The organism is Gilliamella sp. W8128 (genome assembly GCF_016100545.1).
Taxonomy (GTDB): Bacteria; Pseudomonadota; Gammaproteobacteria; order Enterobacterales; family Orbaceae; genus Gilliamella; species Gilliamella apis.
In genome coordinates this window covers 264,114-282,543 of sequence record NZ_JACFSE010000004.1, presented here as the reverse complement: position 1 = coordinate 282,543, position 18,430 = coordinate 264,114, and the positions used below count along the sequence as shown (strand labels likewise).

The 18,430-nt window shown below is 34.4% G+C and carries 13 protein-coding genes and 3 tRNA genes; 13 read left to right on the top strand and 3 right to left on the bottom strand.

Annotated elements, in window-relative coordinates:
- The first annotated feature begins 110 nt into the window (after positions 1–110).
- From H3U97_RS05905 to H3U97_RS05895, 3 genes are all read left to right on the top strand, one after another.
- Positions 111–187, top strand: a tRNA-Asp gene (locus H3U97_RS05905).
- An 8-nt stretch (positions 188–195) separates the two neighbouring features.
- Positions 196–271, top strand: a tRNA-Trp gene (locus H3U97_RS05900).
- Positions 272–405: 134 nt separating this feature from the next.
- The gene (locus H3U97_RS05895) at positions 406–744 is read left to right on the top strand and encodes a DUF413 domain-containing protein (RefSeq protein WP_065650855.1); all 339 of its coding nucleotides are present in this window, start codon (positions 406–408) and stop codon (positions 742–744) included.
- Positions 745–748: 4 nt separating this feature from the next.
- Here the strand turns inward: H3U97_RS05895 and H3U97_RS05890 are convergent, their stop codons facing one another.
- The 3 genes from H3U97_RS05890 to znuC form a co-directional block, all read right to left on the bottom strand.
- The gene (locus tag H3U97_RS05890; RefSeq protein WP_198198496.1) at positions 749–2,272 is read right to left on the bottom strand and encodes a YifB family Mg chelatase-like AAA ATPase; all 1,524 of its coding nucleotides are present in this window, start codon (positions 2,270–2,272) and stop codon (positions 749–751) included.
- Between the two features lie 118 nt (positions 2,273–2,390).
- A complete protein-coding gene (znuB, locus tag H3U97_RS05885) occupies positions 2,391–3,191 on the bottom strand; it encodes a zinc ABC transporter permease subunit ZnuB (protein WP_198198495.1) in 801 nt (266 codons plus the stop codon).
- Positions 3,191–3,967 (bottom strand): zinc ABC transporter ATP-binding protein ZnuC, encoded by a 777-nt coding sequence (gene znuC, locus H3U97_RS05880; RefSeq protein ID WP_198198494.1) that lies wholly within the window; start codon positions 3,965–3,967, stop codon positions 3,191–3,193. Before znuC ends, znuB begins: the two co-directional genes overlap by 1 nt.
- Positions 3,968–4,084: 117 nt before the next feature.
- Here znuC and znuA point away from each other — a divergent pair, with 117 nt between their 5' ends.
- The 10 genes from znuA (at position 4,085) to H3U97_RS05830 (ending at position 18,410) form a co-directional block, all read left to right on the top strand.
- Positions 4,085–4,996, top strand: a complete 912-nt coding sequence (gene znuA, locus H3U97_RS05875; RefSeq protein ID WP_086362293.1) for a zinc ABC transporter substrate-binding protein ZnuA — start codon at positions 4,085–4,087, stop codon at positions 4,994–4,996.
- Between the two features lie 55 nt (positions 4,997–5,051).
- Complete coding sequence (gene mepM / locus H3U97_RS05870) at positions 5,052–6,386, top strand: murein DD-endopeptidase MepM (protein WP_370527994.1); 1,335 nt, start codon at positions 5,052–5,054, stop codon at positions 6,384–6,386.
- Positions 6,387–6,508: 122 nt separating this feature from the next.
- Entirely contained in the window at positions 6,509–8,833 is a 2,325-nt protein-coding gene (gene mrcB / locus H3U97_RS05865) for a bifunctional glycosyl transferase/transpeptidase (RefSeq protein ID WP_065577786.1), read from the top strand.
- 13 nt (positions 8,834–8,846) lie between these two features.
- Entirely contained in the window at positions 8,847–9,656 is an 810-nt protein-coding gene (gene mutM, locus H3U97_RS05860; protein ID WP_198198493.1) for a bifunctional DNA-formamidopyrimidine glycosylase/DNA-(apurinic or apyrimidinic site) lyase, read from the top strand.
- A 394-nt stretch (positions 9,657–10,050) separates the two neighbouring features.
- Positions 10,051–11,346 carry a Tol-Pal system beta propeller repeat protein TolB gene (gene tolB / locus H3U97_RS05855; protein WP_065577804.1) on the top strand — a complete coding sequence of 432 codons (1,296 nt, stop codon included), beginning with the start codon at positions 10,051–10,053 and terminating at the stop codon, positions 11,344–11,346.
- Between the two features lie 169 nt (positions 11,347–11,515).
- Positions 11,516–11,989: a peptidoglycan-associated lipoprotein Pal gene (pal, locus tag H3U97_RS05850; protein ID WP_065614331.1), complete on the top strand. Its 474-nt coding sequence runs from the start codon at positions 11,516–11,518 to the stop codon at positions 11,987–11,989.
- Between the two features lie 68 nt (positions 11,990–12,057).
- The gene (gene ybgF / locus H3U97_RS05845) at positions 12,058–12,789 is read left to right on the top strand and encodes a tol-pal system protein YbgF (RefSeq protein ID WP_065577784.1); all 732 of its coding nucleotides are present in this window, start codon (positions 12,058–12,060) and stop codon (positions 12,787–12,789) included.
- Between the two features lie 135 nt (positions 12,790–12,924).
- Positions 12,925–13,000: transfer RNA gene (locus H3U97_RS05840), tRNA-Lys, on the top strand.
- A 502-nt stretch (positions 13,001–13,502) separates the two neighbouring features.
- The gene (locus H3U97_RS05835; protein WP_198198492.1) at positions 13,503–15,620 is read left to right on the top strand and encodes a TonB-dependent siderophore receptor; all 2,118 of its coding nucleotides are present in this window, start codon (positions 13,503–13,505) and stop codon (positions 15,618–15,620) included.
- Between the two features lie 525 nt (positions 15,621–16,145).
- On the top strand, positions 16,146–18,410 hold the full coding sequence (locus tag H3U97_RS05830; protein WP_198198491.1) for an aconitate hydratase: 2,265 nt from the start codon (positions 16,146–16,148) through the stop codon (positions 18,408–18,410).
- The last annotated feature ends 20 nt before the right edge of the window (positions 18,411–18,430 follow it).

Below are 18,430 nucleotides of genomic sequence, written 5' to 3'. Positions count from 1 at the left end.
CCGAACTCAGAAGTGAAACGCCGTAGTGCCGATGGTAGTGTGGGTATTACCCATGTGAGAGTAGGGTGCCGCCAGACTTTTAAATTTTATATATACATACCAAATACGGTGGAGCGGTAGTTCAGTTGGTTAGAATACCTGCCTGTCACGCAGGGGGTCGCGGGTTCGAGCCCCGTCCGTTCCGCCACCTTTTCTAGGGGCGTAGTTCAATTGGTAGAGCACCGGTCTCCAAAACCGGGTGTTGGGAGTTCGAGACTCTCCGCCCCTGCCATAAATAAAGATGTTTTGTTCTAAATTTAATCACTTATTCAAATTTCTTTACATAAATAAAAAAATTTTGTTTACAGATTTACTTTGTCAATTATAATTCCCGCCCAACAATATTTATAATCTAGAGGATATAACATGGCTGAGAGTTTTGTAAGTCAACAACGTTTTTTTGATAATAAGAATTATCCAAGAGGTTTTTCTCGTCATGGTGATTTTACTATTAAAGAAGCTCAGATCTTAGAAAAATATGGTTGTGCTTTTAGAGATCTTGATACAGAAGCTAAAAAGCCAGCTACTCCAGAAGAAAAATCTTTTGTTGCGGTTTGTAAAGGGAAAAAAGAGCCATCTACTGATTATGAAAAAGCGTGGATAAAGTACCTTTCTAAAATTAATAAGCCAAAACGTTTTCACACATTATCAGGAGGAAAACCTCAAGTTGATGTAAGTGATGATTTTGTTGATAGTGATGATTAATGCTTTAGCCAATATTTTTGTGCAGTTGAATTAATAAACGATCCATAGAACGATAACTCAGTGCTTCTGAAATATGTTTTCGTTCTATGTTTTTTGAATTGTCTAAGTCAGCAATAGTACGCGATACTTTTAATATCCGATGCCACGCTCTAGCAGAGAGACCTAACTTGATTAAAGCCTGCTCCAAATAATTATTGTCTTCATCACTTAGTAGGCAATGTATTTGAATTTCTTTTGGTGATAATTGACTGTTTAATTTGTTATTTCTTGTCATTTGAATCTTTCTTGTATCAATAACTCTTTTTTTTACTATTTCAGTTGGCTCTGTTGCTGTAGCCTTTTGACTTAATGTGCCTCTTGGTAGTAATGGTACTTCAATAGAAATATCAAACCGATCTAAAAATGGCCCAGATAGCCTATTTAAGTAACGTATTATTTGTTGTGGTGTTGTTCTGTTATGAGTGCCTTGATAATGACCTGTGGGACTTGGATTCATTGCTGCTATGAGTTGAAACTTTGCTGGAAATTTTATTTTTGCATTAGCCCTTGAAATAACTATTTCACCTGACTCAATGGGTTCTCTTAATGCATCTAAAACTTTACGGTTAAACTCTGGTAATTCATCTAAAAATAAAACCCCATTATGTGCTAATGAGATTTCGCCTGGTCTTGGAATTGATCCACCTCCTACTAGTGCAGCAGCTGATGCACTGTGATGTGGTGATCTAAATGGCCTTGTTCGCCAATTCTTTATTGAACCATTTGAGTTAACTAGGCTTGCAATTGCTGCACTTTCTAGTGCTTCATCATCTGATAATGGTGGTAATAATGACGTTAATCGTGTTGCTAACATTGTTTTTCCTGTTCCTGGTGGTCCTATCAATAATAGATTATGTCCACCAGCTGCAGCGATTTCTAATGCTCTTTTAGCATGTTCTTGTCCAATTACATCTTGTAGATTAGCGAGTTGATTATTTTCTTCTTGATATTGTCTATATTCGACTGATGATAAGTTAATTTCATTATATAAATATTGACATAATTCCAGTAAATTATGCGTAATTAAAGTATGATTTTGATGAATTAACGATATTTCAGATTGATTCTCTGCTGAAATAATTAGAGTTCGATTATTTTTTTTAGAAGACAAAGCTGCGGGAATCGCCCCTTTTACTGCCTTAATTTCGCCCGAAAGAGCTAATTCACCTAAAAACTCATATTTAGCAAGGTGATCCATTGGTATTTGTTCTGTTGCTGCAAGAATAGCAATAGCTATAGGTAAATCAAACCGACTTCCTTCTTTAGGAAGATCGGCAGGAGATAAATTAACGGTTATTTTCTTTGCTGGAAATGTAAAACCACTATTGATAATAGCACTTCTAACACGGTCTTTGGATTCTTTTACTGTTGCTTCTGGTAGGCCAACAAGCACAAAACCAGGTAAACCATTACTAATATGTACTTCGACGTTAATTTGAGGTGCTTGTATACCAATAGAGGCTCTTGTATAAATGATTGCGAGTGACATAATTTATCGTCATTAATTTGAGATTTTTAGCACTTTATTAATAATTCTAGAATGTGCATAAATTTATGACTAAAAATGCGTGTTCGTTCGCAAAAAATTTCCTAATTTTGTTACTACTTCAATTTTTTGTTCTTATAAAGAATTTAGAAATAAATAGTGATATAAAAAATAAACAAGTGTTGCTTAATACAACAGAAGGGCCTGTTGGGGTGTCATAAAATAATGAAAATAGTATGCCACCAATGATTGAGATCATACCGATTAATATTGCAATGATTGCCATTGAATCAGGATTTTTAGCATAGTATTTTGCAGTAGCTGCTGGGATGATTAACAGTGCTGTAATTATCAAAGCGCCAACAAATTTCATAGCAATACCTATCGTTAATGCTAATAGTATGGTTAGAATAAATTTTGTTATTGGTACATTAATTCCATGACTAAATGCTAATTCTTCACTAACCGTAATAAATAAAAAATGATTCCACCGCCATATTAGCAATAATCCAATTGTTACTACACAAATGACTATTTGGTAAACATCAAACATTGTTATAGATAAAAGATCACCAAATAGATAGCCCATTAAATCAATACGTATATTATTCATTAAACTTATTACAACTAAACCCAATGAAAGAGCGCTATGCGCTAAAATACCCAGTAAAGTATCAACAGGAAGTTGCTTTTGAGATTCTAACCATAATAATCCAATAGCTAATATCAATGTTACTAAAATAATGGCATAAAATAGATTGATATTTAAAAGAAAACCAAAAGCTACCCCTAATAATGCAGCGTGAGATAAAGTATCACCAAAATAGGACATTCTTCGCCAAACAACAAATGTGCCTAAAGGTCCTGTCAAACAGGTTAAGCTTAATCCTGCCAGTAAAGAGGGTAACAGTAACTCTATCATTATTTTTTTCCTAGTTGGTCAGGTAATATAATTTTTTGATCATGTTGATGCTGATGTTGGCAAAAATCATGATCATGATTGTGATGATGTTTATATAAAGCAATTTGTGATGCACCATGTTGTCCAAAAAGCGAAATAAACTCTGGATCATTTGAAACACTTGCTGGTGTTCCTGAACAACAAATATGGTGGTTTAAACAAATTACCTCATCAGTTTTTGCCATGACTAGATGTAGATCATGTGAAACCATTAATACACCACAGTTAAACTCATTTTTTGCATCAATAATTAAATCATATAACAGTACCTGTCCATTAACATCAACGCCTTGTGTCGGTTCATCAAGAATGAGTAACTTTGGACGTTTGGCTAATGCTTGTGCTAAAAGAACTCGCTGTAGTTCACCACCTGATAGTTGATGCATGGATCGATCTATCAAATATTCGGCCTTGACTAATGATAATGTTTTATGGATATCTATTTCACTTAACTGTTTATTTAACCGCATAAAACGTTTTACATTAATCGGTAAAGTTGGATTTAAGTTTATGGATTGAGGAACATAGCCAATAGTTAAATCAGATGCACGTTTAATGGTACCAGTGGTTGGTTGAATTAAACCTAAGATAATTTTGACAAGTGTTGATTTACCAGCGCCATTTGGTCCTAATATTGTAATAATTTGATTTAAATTAACCGTTAATGAAATATCATATAATATTTTCTGGTTATTTATTTCAATGGAAACATTATCAAGTGACATTAATTGCGTCATGATATTATTAGTCCTTGCTGGTCAATATGTTATGTTATATTATAACAATATTCTGGTTTATTCCATCATATTTTATAAATATTGGATGATAAAGTGAAAAATTCTATTAATAGTACTATAAAGTTTATCCGTTTTTTTTTATTAGCTTTTTTATTTATTTTCGGGCTAATAGCTAATGCCAATGCGACAATAATTTCTTCAGTAAGACCTATTGGATTTATTACCGAAGCAATCGCATCAGGTGTAATAGATACTGATATATTATTACCGGATGGTGCTTCACCACACACTTATTCATTGAAACCTTCCGATTTAATTAAAATCAAAAATGCAGACTTAATAATTTGGATTGGTGAGGATATGGAAACTTTTATGCCAACTGTATTAAAAAATATTGATCACCATAAACAAATAGAATTAATGGATGTTGGCGAAATTAAAAACTTACTCCGCACAAACCATGAAGAAGATACACATCATGATATGCACGCAGATGATGAGCATCATGGTGAATATGATGAACATATTTGGCTTTCTCCTACTATTGCTAAAATCATTGCTAAATCAATTCATGATAAGCTGCTTGATTTATACCCCAATAAAGCGGCAATACTTGACTTAAATCTAGACAAATTCATTACAAATTTATCAGAAACGGAACAAAACATTGCAAAAAAACTAATTAACGTCCAAAATAGGGGCTATTTTGTGTTTCATGATGCTTATGGCTATTTTGAATCATATTTCGGATTAAAAAATCTAGGAAGTTTTACCATAAATCCAGCAGTACAACCTGGTGTTCAAAAAGTTTATGCAATTCAAAAAGAGTTAGCTGAACACCAAGCGGTCTGTGTTTTTAGAGAGCCACAGTTTAGCCCTGCAATAATTAAAAAGATAGTGAATGGTACGGATGTTCGAATTGGTGAGTTAAATCCATTAGGGACAGGTATCCCTATAACAAAAGATTCATATTCACACTTTTTATTTGCATTGACACAAGAACTGTTGGATTGTTTAGATGAAAAATAATTTAGATAATAGATAGTTAAGGTTAATTTTGGTACGGCAGATTAAATCCTCTGATATTGAAAAAAATAATTTGAAAATTCCTTATTTTTCAATATTGGGAGTCCTTGTTGCTGTGATTTTAGTAACTATATTGTGGCGTCCTTTAAATTTAGATCGTACAGAGTATGTTCCTTTAAATTCACAAGCGCAAACCACAGTGACAGATACATCAACATCATCAGTTGTTATTGGTGATGGCCGAGTAGATATGGTTGGTGATAAATCAAAATCAGAAAACGTCACTGAATCGTCCGATGTTCCAGAAGATGCTATAGCTAAAGATGAATTAGACGATATTGCTGAAGAAAAAGATAACACCGTACAATATACTATTTCACGTGGAGATACATTACACGATATTTTAGTTCGTTATAATGTTAATCGAAATGATATTTCACAACTAACCAGTAAATTTAAACAGCTCGCCAATTTAAGAATAGGGCAACAAGTGAGTTGGACAACTGATGACAACCATAATTTATTAACTTTCAATTGGACAATATCAAGTAATAACGTTCGAATTTTTGAAAAGTCAGGCAATAAATTTATAGAAAGTTCTGAAACTATAGAAGGTACATCTGAAAATGTTGTCATTACTGGAGATCTTAAAACGAGTTTTGTTGCTGATGCACGTAAAGCCGGTCTAACTGGCAATGAAATTGGTATTATTACCCGAGCCTTGCAATGGCGCTTGGATTTTCGCCGTTTAAAAGTCGGAGATAAATTTGCCGTATATTTGTCACGAGAAATGCATGGTAAAAGATTATCTAAAAGCAAACTTCTTGGTGTTCGAATTAAAAATGGAACTAAAGATTATTACGCTATTTTGGCTGATGATGGTAAATACTATGATATTAATGCGAGTAGTTTGTCGCAAAGTTTTTTCCGTTATCCTTTGGCGAAGCAAGCTCGCGTATCATCAGGATTTAATCCTCGCCGTTTAAATCCTGTTACAGGCATCGTTACTCCGCATAATGGTGTTGATTTTGCTGTGTCTCGGGGAACACCTGTTTTATCAGTTGGTAATGGTGAGGTCGTTATTGCTAAATATAGTGGTTCTGCTGGTAATTATGTGGCTATTCGACACGGTAGGCAATATATGACAGCTTATATGCATCTGGATAAAATTTTAGTAAAACCAGGGCAACAAGTTAAGCAAGGCGATAAAATTGGGTTGTCCGGTAATACTGGGCGTTCAACAGGACCTCATTTGCATTTTGAATTACATATCAATAACAAACCGGTTAATCCATTAACTGCTAGTTTGCCAATTAATGAAGGTTTGACTGGTAAATCTAAAAAAGCATTTATTGAAAAAGTTAAAAATATTAAACCTAAACTTAACTTTTAACTGATTTTGTCTTCAAATTCATTATTTAAACTAAAAATTCTTATTCGAAAGAAGGCCAATGCGTCAGTAAAAAGTTGTGCTATCATAAGGTAATTTTATTTAAAATAAATATCGGGTGTAGTTTGAACAAACCAACGAAAAAGACATCTACTAAAAAAGCTTCGAAGAAAAATAACAAATCATGGTGGCGCCGTATCTGGTGGTTGCTATTTAAGTTATTTCTTATATTTGTTGCAGTAACTGTTGTTTATGGGATTTATTTAGATCAACAAATTAAAGAACGGATCGATGGTAATGTCTGGGAATTACCGGCTGCTGTATATGGTCAAATTGTTGATCTTGAACCTGATAGTGATTATAGTCTTAGTGATGTTGTTACTTTGTTAAAAGGTGCACAATATCGTCAGCAAGATAGTAAAGCAACACGTCCTGGTGAATTTATTGTCCAAAACGATGCTGTTGAAATCTATCGACGACCATTTACTTTTCCTGATGGTGAAGAACAAGCTTTTCGAGTTAGAATAACTTTTTATGATAACAGAATTGATCGTATATCTAATTTAGATACCGGCCGTGACTTTGGCTTACTTAAAATTGATCCTAAATTAATAACTATGATGCATTCACCTAACGGTGAACAACGACTTTTTGTTCCGTTGAAAGAGTTTTCTGATTCGTTAATAAAAACCTTAATTGCAACTGAAGATAAACGTTTTTATGACCATCATGGTGTAAGTTTATACTCAATTGGACGGGCTATTTTTGTCAATTTGACCACTGGCCGAACAGAAGGTGGCAGCACATTAACACAACAAACGGTTAAAAACTTATTTTTGACCAATGAAAGAAGCTTAAGCCGTAAAATACGTGAAGCATATATGGCTATAATTTTAGATGCTCGTTATAGTAAAGAACGTATTTTAGAACTTTATCTAAATGAGGTTTATCTAGGGCAAGCTGGTAGTGAAGAGATACATGGTTTCCCATTAGCGAGTCTTTATTACTTTGGCCGCCCAGTTAATGAATTGACATTAGATCAACAAGCTGTATTAGTGGGGATGGTAAAAGGTGCTTCATACTATAATCCTTGGACTCAACCACAACAAGTGATTGAACGTCGTAATGTTGTCTTAAAGCTTGCTGAACAGCAAGGGATTATTGATGAGGAGTTATTCAACTTACTTAGTCAGCGTCCACTTTCCGTTTTACCAAAAGGGGGAGTAATATCTCCACAACCAGCATTTATGCAAGTGGTGCGTAGTGAGCTGAGAAAACAGTTAGGCGATAAAGCAGATCATCTTTCTGGTATGAAAATTTTTACCACCTTTGATCCGGTTGCTCAAGCTGCAGCTGAACAATCCGTAACCAATGAAATTGAAAATTTACGCAAATCGACGAATAAAGATTTACAAACGGCAATGGTCATTGTCAGTCGTGAAACTGGTGAAATTCGTGCAATTATTGGTAGTGCTGAACCTCGTTATCCTGGTTATAACCGCGCGTGGTTGACAAGGCGAGCAATTGGTTCACTTGCAAAACCATCAACTTACTTAACAGCATTAGGTCAACCGGGGCGTTATCAGCTTAATAGTTGGCTTGATGATAGTCCATTATCAATAAAGTTGGATAATGGTACTTATTGGCAACCAAAGAATTTTGACCGCAAGTTTCGCGATAAAGTGATGTTAATTGATGCGTTAGCCCTTTCGCTTAATGTCCCTACCGTTAATTTAGGGATGGGATTAGGTTTAGATGCAACCAAAAATACTTTACAAGCACTGGGTGTGCCAGAAGATCGTATTCCGAATTTACCATCACGATTATTAGGTGCACTAGAGTTAACACCTTTAGAAACAGCACAGATGTTCCAAACTATTTCCAATAATGGTCAACGGTCACCACTAACAATTTTAAGATATGTATTGTCCGATAAGGGCGAACTTGTTTATCAAAATTACCCACAGCAAATTCAAGCGGTTTCTCAACAATCTGCTTATTTGACGACTTATGCTATGCAACAAGTAGTTGAATCAGGAACATCGCGCTCGTTAAAAGCTAAATATGGATCATTTAATTTAGCCGCGAAAACTGGGACTAGTAATGATTCTCGTGATAGCTGGTTTACCGGAATTGATGGTAAAAATGTTGCGGTAGTTTGGATAGGTCTTGATGATCATTCTCCGATGAAATTAACGGGTGCAACAGGTGCCTTAAAAATATATAGTGAATACTTACAAAATAATCCGCCAAAAAGGTTACAACTTCCCGTACCGCAAAATATATTTATGGTACCTATTGATAGTAATGGTCAATGGCAGTGTAATGGTGGTGGTGTACGTAGTTTACCTGCATGGACAATCAATCCTCAAAGTTTATGTTCGGCTAGTCCTCAGGCTGTATCTAATCAACAAGCACCAAGTTGGGTGACTGACATGTTAAATAATTAAATGAGGTTATCATATGCCTGAATTACCTGAAGTTGAGACGAGTCGACGAGGTATTTTACCTTATTTAAAAGGCCAAACTATCGCGCAGATTATTGTCCGAAACTCAAAACTTCGTTGGCCTATTGATACGGCTATTTCTGGTGCTAAAGGTCAAGTTATAGTAGATATTAAAAGGCGTGCCAAATATCTACTGTTACAACTGACACATGATTGGATTGTCATACATTTGGGAATGTCAGGTAGTTTACGCATATTAGAATCATACCAAGAACCAGCTAAACATGATCATGTCGATTTAGTATTAGCGAATGGAGTGATATTAAGATATACCGATCCAAGACGTTTTGGATCATGGCTATGGACCCACACTATTGATGAATTAACTCAATTGAAGCACTTAGGGCCAGAGCCACTTAGTGATAACTTTTCAGCTAATTATTTATTTGAAAAAGCTAACAATCGAAAAATACCAATTAAAAGTTGGATTATGGATAATCATATTGTCGTTGGTGTTGGTAATATTTATGCTTCAGAATCATTGTTTTTGGCAAAAATTAATCCAAATCGAAAAGTTAGTAGCTTAACATTAGTTGAATATGAACGATTAGTTACAGCAATTAAGCTGGTACTTACAAAATCTATAGAGCAAGGAGGAACGACACTTAAAGATTTTGTTCAATCTGATGGTAAACCGGGGTATTTTGTCCAGAACCTTCAAGTATATGGCCGAGAAGGTGAGAAATGCTTAATTTGTCAATCTAATATTAAGTCTAATAGAATAGGACAACGTAATACATTTTATTGTGAAACCTGCCAAAAATAATAGATAAATTTAATTATATTTTTCTTTTCTAACAATTGTTTTAATTATTGATAGTAATATAAATTCAACTCTTTTTAGTTATCAATCATATAAAAATACTTATTAATCTCTTTTCACTTAGTTTATTTCGGAATAGTATAGATAATAAACAATTTATTTATGGAATCAAAAAGAATATAATAGTATCAATTAAAAAATCTTTTTTACTCAAAAGGCTATGGACTTGTTACACAATATCGGCTATCTTTCTCGCTGTAAAATTAACTATATTTTGTAAAGCATAGTATCTATTTTAAATTAATTATAATGTTTTAATTTTAAAATACTTTTCTTTATATGGGGTTAAGTTTATTTTAACCTAGTGTATTTCGCTTTGATTAAGGAATTTAAGATGATCAAATTTGCTTCTCGCTTTTTGATAGCTTGTTTTGTTTTATTATCAACAATGATGGCTACAGCTGAAGTTAAGATTGTAATTACTGATGGCGTCAGTTCGGCCAAACCAATTGCTGTCGTACCATTTAAATGGACTGGTAGCGGAGAGCCTCCCCAACTTGTAGATAATATTGTCGCATCTGACTTACGTAATAGTGGTAAATTTAATCCTATTGACGTCGCAGCAATGCCACAAAAACCAACTACAGCATCAGAAGTTAATCCTGGCGTTTGGAGTAATATGGGTATTTCTGCTGTTGTAGTAGGATCAATTCAACCAGATGTGTCGGGGAAATATCTTATAACTTATCAACTAATTGATACAGTTGATCGACCAGGTTCAGTATTAGCAGAAAACCAATTCTCTATAGAGCAACGTTGGTTACGTTATGCCTCTCATACTGCAAGTGATGAAATCTTTGAAGCATTAACCGGTATTAGAGGTGCATTTAGAACACGTATTGCTTATGTGGTAAAAAATAATAAAGGACCTTATACCCATGAATTGCGTGTATCAGATTATGATGGTTATGATCAAATTACAGTACATCGTTCTAAAGAGCCATTAATGTCGCCAACATGGTCTCCTGATGGTAAAAAATTAGCTTACGTAACTTTTGAAAGTGGCCGTTCTGCTCTTGTATTAAAGACTTTAGATAGTGGTGCAGTTGAAACTATTGCTTCATTCCCTCAACATAATGGTGCGCCAGCATTTTCGCCTGATGGTAGTAAATTAGCTTTTGCTTTGTCAAAAGGGGGCAGTTTAAATTTATATATGATGAATTTGAGTTCTAAAAAAATTACCCAAATTACATCAGGACGTAGCAATGATACAGAACCTTCTTGGATGCCAGATAATCAGACCATAGTTTATACCTCTGACCAGGCTGGACGTCCGCAACTTTATTCAATTAATATTGGTAGTGGAGCATCGCAAAGGGTAACTTGGGATAATACCCAAAATCAAAATGCTCGTGTATCTCCAGACGGCAAGTTTATTGCTGTAATTTCTACTAATAATGGTGAGCAACATATTACTCGATATGATGTAGAAACTAATACATATCAAAGATTAACCGATACTTTTTTAGATGAAACACCGAGTATTGCTCCAAATGGCACTATGATTATCTACAGTTCTTCACAAGGTTTGGGTACAATTTTAAATCTTGTTTCTACTGATGGTAATTTTAAAGCAAGGTTACCAGCAACGGATGGGCAAGTGAAATTCCCTTCTTGGTCACCTTATTTATAAGAACGGCTAAATTTTAGGCAATAATGACATTATTAAAATTGTGTAAATGTTAAGGTCGTTATAATATATACTTCTAATCTTTCTAGTTAGTAACCGTGCGTTACTTTGAAGTTGGTTAGATGTATAAAAAAATAAGTAAAATTTATTTAAAAACAAAGGAGTTAATACAATGCAATTTTCTAAATTTCTTAAAGTAGCCGCGGTTGCTTTACCATTAATCGCTGTAACTGCATGTTCATCAAACAGTAGCAGTAAAGCAGGCGGTAACGGTGCTTTATCAAAAGAAGCTTTAGAGCAACTTCAAAAACTACAACAAATTAACACTGTTTATTTTGATTATGATAAATACAATGTTAAATCAGAATATGAAACATTGTTAAATGCACATGCTGTATTTATTCGTTCAACTAACTTAAATGTTGTTATTGAAGGTCATGCCGATGAGCGTGGTACTCCAGAATATAATATCGCTTTAGGTGAACGTCGTGCATCAGCAGTTAAATCTTACCTACAAGGTAATGGTGTTTCTGGTGAACAATTATCAATCGTTTCTTATGGTAAAGAAAAACCAGCAGTATTAGGTCACAACGAAGCAGCTTATGCTAAAAACCGTCGTGCAGTAGTTACTTACGCTGGATACTAATCCCATCTAATGACGGCTGAATCATCAGCCGTTTTTTATTTCCAATGTTCACGTTGAGTTTATATAATATGTATAAAAAAATAATCACATTGTCCTTATTTCTTTTGTTTGCTGGTTATGGTTGTGCTGCTGGTAGTTCTGATGTTGATAGAACAATACAAGCTCAAGGGCAGTTAATCATTCAGAATCAACAAAAAATTAGTGATCTACAATCTGATTTAGATACACTTCGTGGCCAATTAGAAGAAACAAGGCACCAACTTAATCAAACTATTGAACGTCAAAAAATGATTTTGCAGGAAATGGCTAATGGTACAGGTTTCTCCGCAAGTAATTCCAATACAGGATCACAAGAAAACAGTTCTGATTCGGTTGCGAGTCCTGAACAATCATCTTCAGAACTATCTGGATGGTCGACATCGGGAGATGATAAAGCTGATTATAATTTTGTCATGCAATTTATCAATGATGACAAACAAAGTGACAATGCTATTGTTGCCTTCCAAAATTTCTTAAAAGCTTATCCAAAGACCAACTATCGTGCAAATGTTAACTATTGGCTTGGTCAACTTTGCTATAAAAAAGGTAAAAAAGATGATGCTTCATTCTATTATGCAACAGTAGTAAAAGATTTTCCTTCTTCACCAAAAGCTGCAGATAGTCTTTATAAAGTAGGTGTTATCTTACTTGATAAAGGTGATAAAAAGAATGCTAAAGCTGTTTTTCAACAAGTGGTAAATAAATACGCTAAAGATAAAAATGCAGTTGAGCAAGCAAATAAAAAGCTAGCATCGCTGTAACAAAGTGTATAAATAACCAGCTATCGAATAAAAATAGCAATAAAAGGGTTGCGCCTTTTTACAATTCTAAGTATTATAGCAACCCGAAATTGCTTGAAACATAAAGTAATTTCACAGAAGTTATCTTTTCAAAATGGGTTGTTAGCTCAGTCGGTAGAGCAGCGGACTTTTAATCCGTTTGTCGAGCGTTCGAATCGCTCACGACCCACCACCCTTTTTCATCAATATAAAAAACAACTCAAATAAAATTAATAGATAAAGCGATGAGAACGCTAGCGTTCGACAAATTCGTCAGGAACGAATTTGAACAACACAACGTGTTGGCCCTGAAAGGGTGAGACACAGGATGTGTCGAATAATCTAGCTCACGACCCACCACCCTTTTTCATTAATATAAAAAACAACTCAAATAAAATTAATAGATAAAGCGATGAGAACGCTAGCGTTCGATAAATTCGTCTGAATTATTTCAATTATCGTTTATTCAATTTTTTATCATTTCTAAAATTTGCTTAAACTAGTAAATTGGTCCCTAACTAAAATTAATTAAATTTCCTAATTATATAAATTAATTTCAATAAGATATGAGTTGATAACCTTTTTTAATTGATTAAAAAATATAAAATAATTTGTAAATGCAAACAATAATCATTATCATTATTTGTTGTTATTTTGAAATTAATTAGATAACACAGCAAATAATAGGAAAAATAATGAAATTAGTTAATCAATTAGTCTTACCTTGTATATTGGGCTCATCAGCTTTTATAGTTAATGCCCAAGAAAAAGTTAATGGTGATAATGATATTGAAACTATGAAAGTTGTCGCAACTATTAAGGATAATAATGATCAGCGCATAAAAAAATCATCAACAGCAACTAAAACATCCTTTGATATTAAGGATATACCACAAACCATCAATTCGGTTAATCTTGAACAAGAGAAAATTTATGGACAAAACGACCTAAGTGTTATTGTCAATAAATTGCCTGGTGTAGATGCAACCTATGATATGCGGGATGAAGGCATAAAAATTAGAGGCTTTTCGGCAAGTTCTGGTGATATTTACCGAGATGGTGTTCGTGCAAGCGGACAGGTTAGGCAAAGTACCGCTAATATTGAGCGAATTGAAGTACTAAAAGGGCCAGCCTCGGTACTCTACGGTCGAGGTTCTGGTGGCGGAATAATAAATATGATCAGTAAACAAGCCAACTTTGATTCACCAACGACATTAAGTATTCGTGGTGGATCTTGGGATAAATATGGTGGAATGGTAGATATTAACCATGTTTTACATGATAAGCTTGCGGTACGAATGACCATTGATCATCAATCGGATAAAAGTTTTCGTAAAGGTATTAAACAACGAGATACAATGATTTCTCCAAGTTTATTGTACGATAATTTGGAAGGATTTAATTGGTTAGTACAATATACTAATGATAAATTATGGCGTAAACCTGATCGGGCTCCAGCTTATTATGATTTACCTAAAGGTGTTTCGATTAAAACGGCTTATGCGCATCCAGATGACTATGTCAAAGATAATTTTAATTCATTACGTTCGGTAATGGGATATCAATTCAATCATAATTGGTCTATCAAATTAACGAATATGTATCGTAAAGCTGATCAAAATTTTGATCATCTTTATGCGGGTACTTATTGTGATCTGAATGGAAAAACTATCAGAAAAGCCTCTTGTAACTACAAAGGTAAATTGAAATTCCGTCGAGCTTGGCAAGAAACCTCAAACAAAACCTATAGTAATACGCTTGATTTAGCGGGTAAATTTGCTACGGCAAGTATTGCTCATGATATGTTAATCGGAATTGAATATAATATTGAAAAACGACAACCTCGATTAGCTTTAACTAGTGAATATCCAGAAGCAATTGATCCGTTTCATCCTCATTGGAACTCTAAAAAGCCTCGCTACAATAAATTAAATACTAAGACAAATCATAAAGCTACATCTAAAGGATTATATTGGCAAGATCTCATCAGTTTCACTGAACAATGGAAATTACTGGCAGGATTACGTTATGATAAGTATGAGTTTGCTTCGGATAATAAATTAAATCAACAAAGTCGTTCTTATGATGGTCACTCTTTAAGTCCACGGATAGGATTAATTTGGCAGCCGATAGAGTCACAAAGTTTTTATGCTTCTTATAGTAAAAATTTTGCACCTTATGGGGGACGAGGCTTGATTACCATTGCTACTGATTCTAAGACGGTTTATGATGACAAACCTCAATATTCACGCCAGTATGAAATCGGGATTAAGAGTGATTGGTTTAATGATAAGCTATCTTCTCAAATTGCCCTCTATGACCTTGAACTATATAATGTTCGTTATCAACCAGATGCCGTCAATGACCCTTATAATTGGCAGGTTAGAGGTAGTGATCGAAGCCAAGGTATAGAATTAAGTGCAATAGGACAATTGAGCAAAAATTGGTATATCAATAGTGGTGTTGGTTATCAACAGGCTAAAGTTCATAAAGATAAAAAATCACCTGATAATAAAGATAAGTATTTATCTAACACAGCCAAACATAGCGGTTATTTAGGTGTTCGTTATTTACCTTATGAAAATTGGTTTACCGAAATTGAATTCAATTATAAGGGCCCAATGTATAACGATGATAAAAATCTGGTTAAACGTTCTGGTTATGGAATATGGAATGCGGCAGTAGGTTATCAAACACGATCTGTTGATATAACTTTAGCAGTAACTAATTTATTGGGTAAAGAGTATTGGCGATCAAGTAGTATGCCGGGAACACCTAGAGCTTTCTTACTAACTGCTAGTTATAAATTATAATTGTTAATAAGAATTTGTCAGAGCTAAATTAGGTTTTGATACATTAAAGAGGGAATAGTATTCCCTTTTTTAATTATTCTTATCTTTTAACGACTGATTAAATAATTCTGAGCAACTAATTTGAATAATGAGATTAATGTTAAAAAACTTAAAATAAAATTTAGATGTAGCAAAAAATCATTTATTAATATCAAAAAACATCCTTATTTAGCTATTTTATGACTTAAAAACCCCTCTCCTCAAAATTTTTACATTATTTTTACTTATACAATTTGCTAATTTTGAATTTTCTTTAATGTGCATAATATTTAATATTTCGCTAGTATAGAATTTGTACTAGTTAACAAGGCTAAACTAATTACTGTTAATACTATTGATAGTAGTAATTACGTTAGGATTGCATAAAATAAAAACAATGCTATATTATATGAATAATTAATCAAAAAAATAGAATAAATATTCAATTATTGTGCTTATGAATAGAGCTTTAAAGGATATTATAATATCAGCAATGGGAGCTTAATTATGGTTTTCGATATTGATTTAATAAAAGGTATTTATCAAAGTTATCCACAAAAAATTGATGTTATCCGCCAGAAAATTGGAAAACCATTAACATTGACGGAAAAAATTCTCTATGCTCATCTGGCTGAAGGAGAGGAACTTAAAGCTTATAAACGAGGGGAAGATTATGTAAATTTCTCCCCCGATCGTGTCGCGATGCAAGATGCAACCGCACAGATGGCACTATTGCAGTTAATGAATTCAGGCCGTAAACGAGTCGCTGTGCCTTCAACTGTTCATTGTGATCACCTTATCCAAGCTTATAAAAATGCCCATGACGATCTAATTATAGCTGAAAGTAACAACCACGAAGTTTATCAATTTTTACGTGATGTTTCGAACAAATATGGTATCGGATTTTGGAAGCCTGATGCTGGTATTATTCACCAAGTGGTGCTGGAAAATTATGCCTTTCCTGGTGGTATGATGATTGGTACCGATTCACATACCCCTAATGCCGGTGGTTTATCCATGATTGCAATTGGTGTTGGTGGTGCTGACGCTGTTGATGTAATGGCTGGTATGCCATGGGAACTGAAAATGCCAAAAATTATTGGCGTAAAATTGATTGGCAAATTATCGGGTTGGGCATCACCAAAAGATGTCATTTTAAAACTAGCCGGTATCTTAACGGTTAAAGGTGGTACTAATTCCATTATTGAATATTTTAGCGAAGGTACTGAGTCATTATCCGCCACCGGTAAAGCAACGATTTGTAATATGGGGGCAGAAGTGGGAGCGACCACCTCAATATTTCCTTATAGCCAAAAATCAGCTGATTATCTAGCCATGACCGGTCGTCAAGAGGTGGTTGATTTAGCTAATACATTAATCTCTTGTTTTAATCCTGATGCAGCCGTTTTAGATGACCCAGAAAGCTATTATGATCAAGTTATCGAAATTGATTTGTCGACGTTAGAGCCTTATGTAAATGGTCCATTTACACCTGACTTAGCTTATCCAATTTCACAGCTAGCAAACGCAGTTCAACAACATGATTATCCTGATAATATGGAAGTTGGACTTATTGGATCATGCACTAACTCTTCTTACGAAGATATGATGCGCGCAGCTTCAGTGATTGATAATGCCAATAAGTTAGGTTTGAAAGTAAATGCCAAATTAATTATCAATCCAGGCTCAGAGCAAGTTAAATATACTTCAAAACGGGATGGTATTTTAAGTCGTTTTGAACAAGCTGGTGCAGCTATTATGGCTAATGCATGCGGGCCTTGTATTGGGCAATGGCGTCGAGATGATGTTGCCGATGAACACAAAAATTCGATTGTCACTTCGTTCAATCGTAATTTCGCTAAACGTAATGATGGTAGCCCAAACACCTATGCATTTGTTTGCTCGCCAGAAATTGTAGTAGCGCTATCAATTGCTGGTAAATTAAGTTTTAATCCATTAACCGACAATCTCATCAATAATAAAGGTGAAAAAGTGAAGCTTCCTGAACCCATCGGCGATGAGTTACCAAGACAAGGATTTACTGTCGATGATGCCGGTTATATTGAGCCGATGGCTGATGGTAGTTTAGTTGAAGTTCGTATTGCACCTAATTCAGAACGGTTGCAACAGCTGTTACCTTTCTCACCTTGGGATGGTAAAGATATTATTTCGCAACCGTTATTGATTAAAGCAACCGGTAAATGCACCACCGACCATATTTCAATGGCCGGTAAATGGTTAAAATTTCGTGGTCATTTAGATAATATTTCCAATAATATGTTAATTGGTGCGGTTAATGCTTTTAATCAGAAAACCAACAGTGTGTTGGATGCACAAACTGGCGATTATGTTGAAGTCCCTGCGTTGGCTCGTAAATTAAAAGCACAAGGAGTCGGCTCAATAGTCGTTGCTGAAGAGAATTACGGTGAAGGTTCGTCAAGGGAGCATGCCGCAATGGAGCCGCGCTTTTTAAATGTTAAAGCAATTGTGGTTAAATCGTTTGCACGAATTCATGAAACTAATCTGAAAAAACAAGGCATGCTTGCATTAACCTTTGTTAACAAAGATGACTATGACAAGATTCGGGAAGATGATCAAATTAGCATTACAGGACTCTGCGATTTTGCGCCGGGTAAAAATTTGACATTAACCCTTCATCATCGTGATGGTAGTCAAGATTCTTTTGCAGTAGCGCATACTTATAATCAAGCACAAATTGAATGGTTCAAAGCGGGTAGCGCATTGAATAAATTAAAAAAAGAATTTAAATAAGAAATAAGAGGAAGAGACAA

Excerpts from the sequence above, each read along its gene's own strand:
- znuB (WP_198198495.1), bottom strand. The coding sequence starts at position 3,191 with ATGATAGAGTTACTGTTACCCTCTTTACTGGCAGGATTAAGCTTAACC.
- znuC (WP_198198494.1), bottom strand. The coding sequence starts at position 3,967 with ATGACGCAATTAATGTCACTTGATAATGTTTCCATTGAAATAAATAAC.
- H3U97_RS05830 (WP_198198491.1), top strand. The coding sequence starts at position 16,146 with ATGGTTTTCGATATTGATTTAATAAAAGGTATTTATCAAAGTTATCCA.
- mutM (WP_198198493.1), top strand. The coding sequence starts at position 8,847 with ATGCCTGAATTACCTGAAGTTGAGACGAGTCGACGAGGTATTTTACCT.
- ybgF (WP_065577784.1), top strand. The coding sequence starts at position 12,058 with ATGTATAAAAAAATAATCACATTGTCCTTATTTCTTTTGTTTGCTGGT.
- H3U97_RS05890 (WP_198198496.1), bottom strand. The coding sequence starts at position 2,272 with ATGTCACTCGCAATCATTTATACAAGAGCCTCTATTGGTATACAAGCA.
- pal (WP_065614331.1), top strand. The coding sequence starts at position 11,516 with ATGCAATTTTCTAAATTTCTTAAAGTAGCCGCGGTTGCTTTACCATTA.
- H3U97_RS05835 (WP_198198492.1), top strand. The coding sequence starts at position 13,503 with ATGAAATTAGTTAATCAATTAGTCTTACCTTGTATATTGGGCTCATCA.
- H3U97_RS05895 (WP_065650855.1), top strand. The coding sequence starts at position 406 with ATGGCTGAGAGTTTTGTAAGTCAACAACGTTTTTTTGATAATAAGAAT.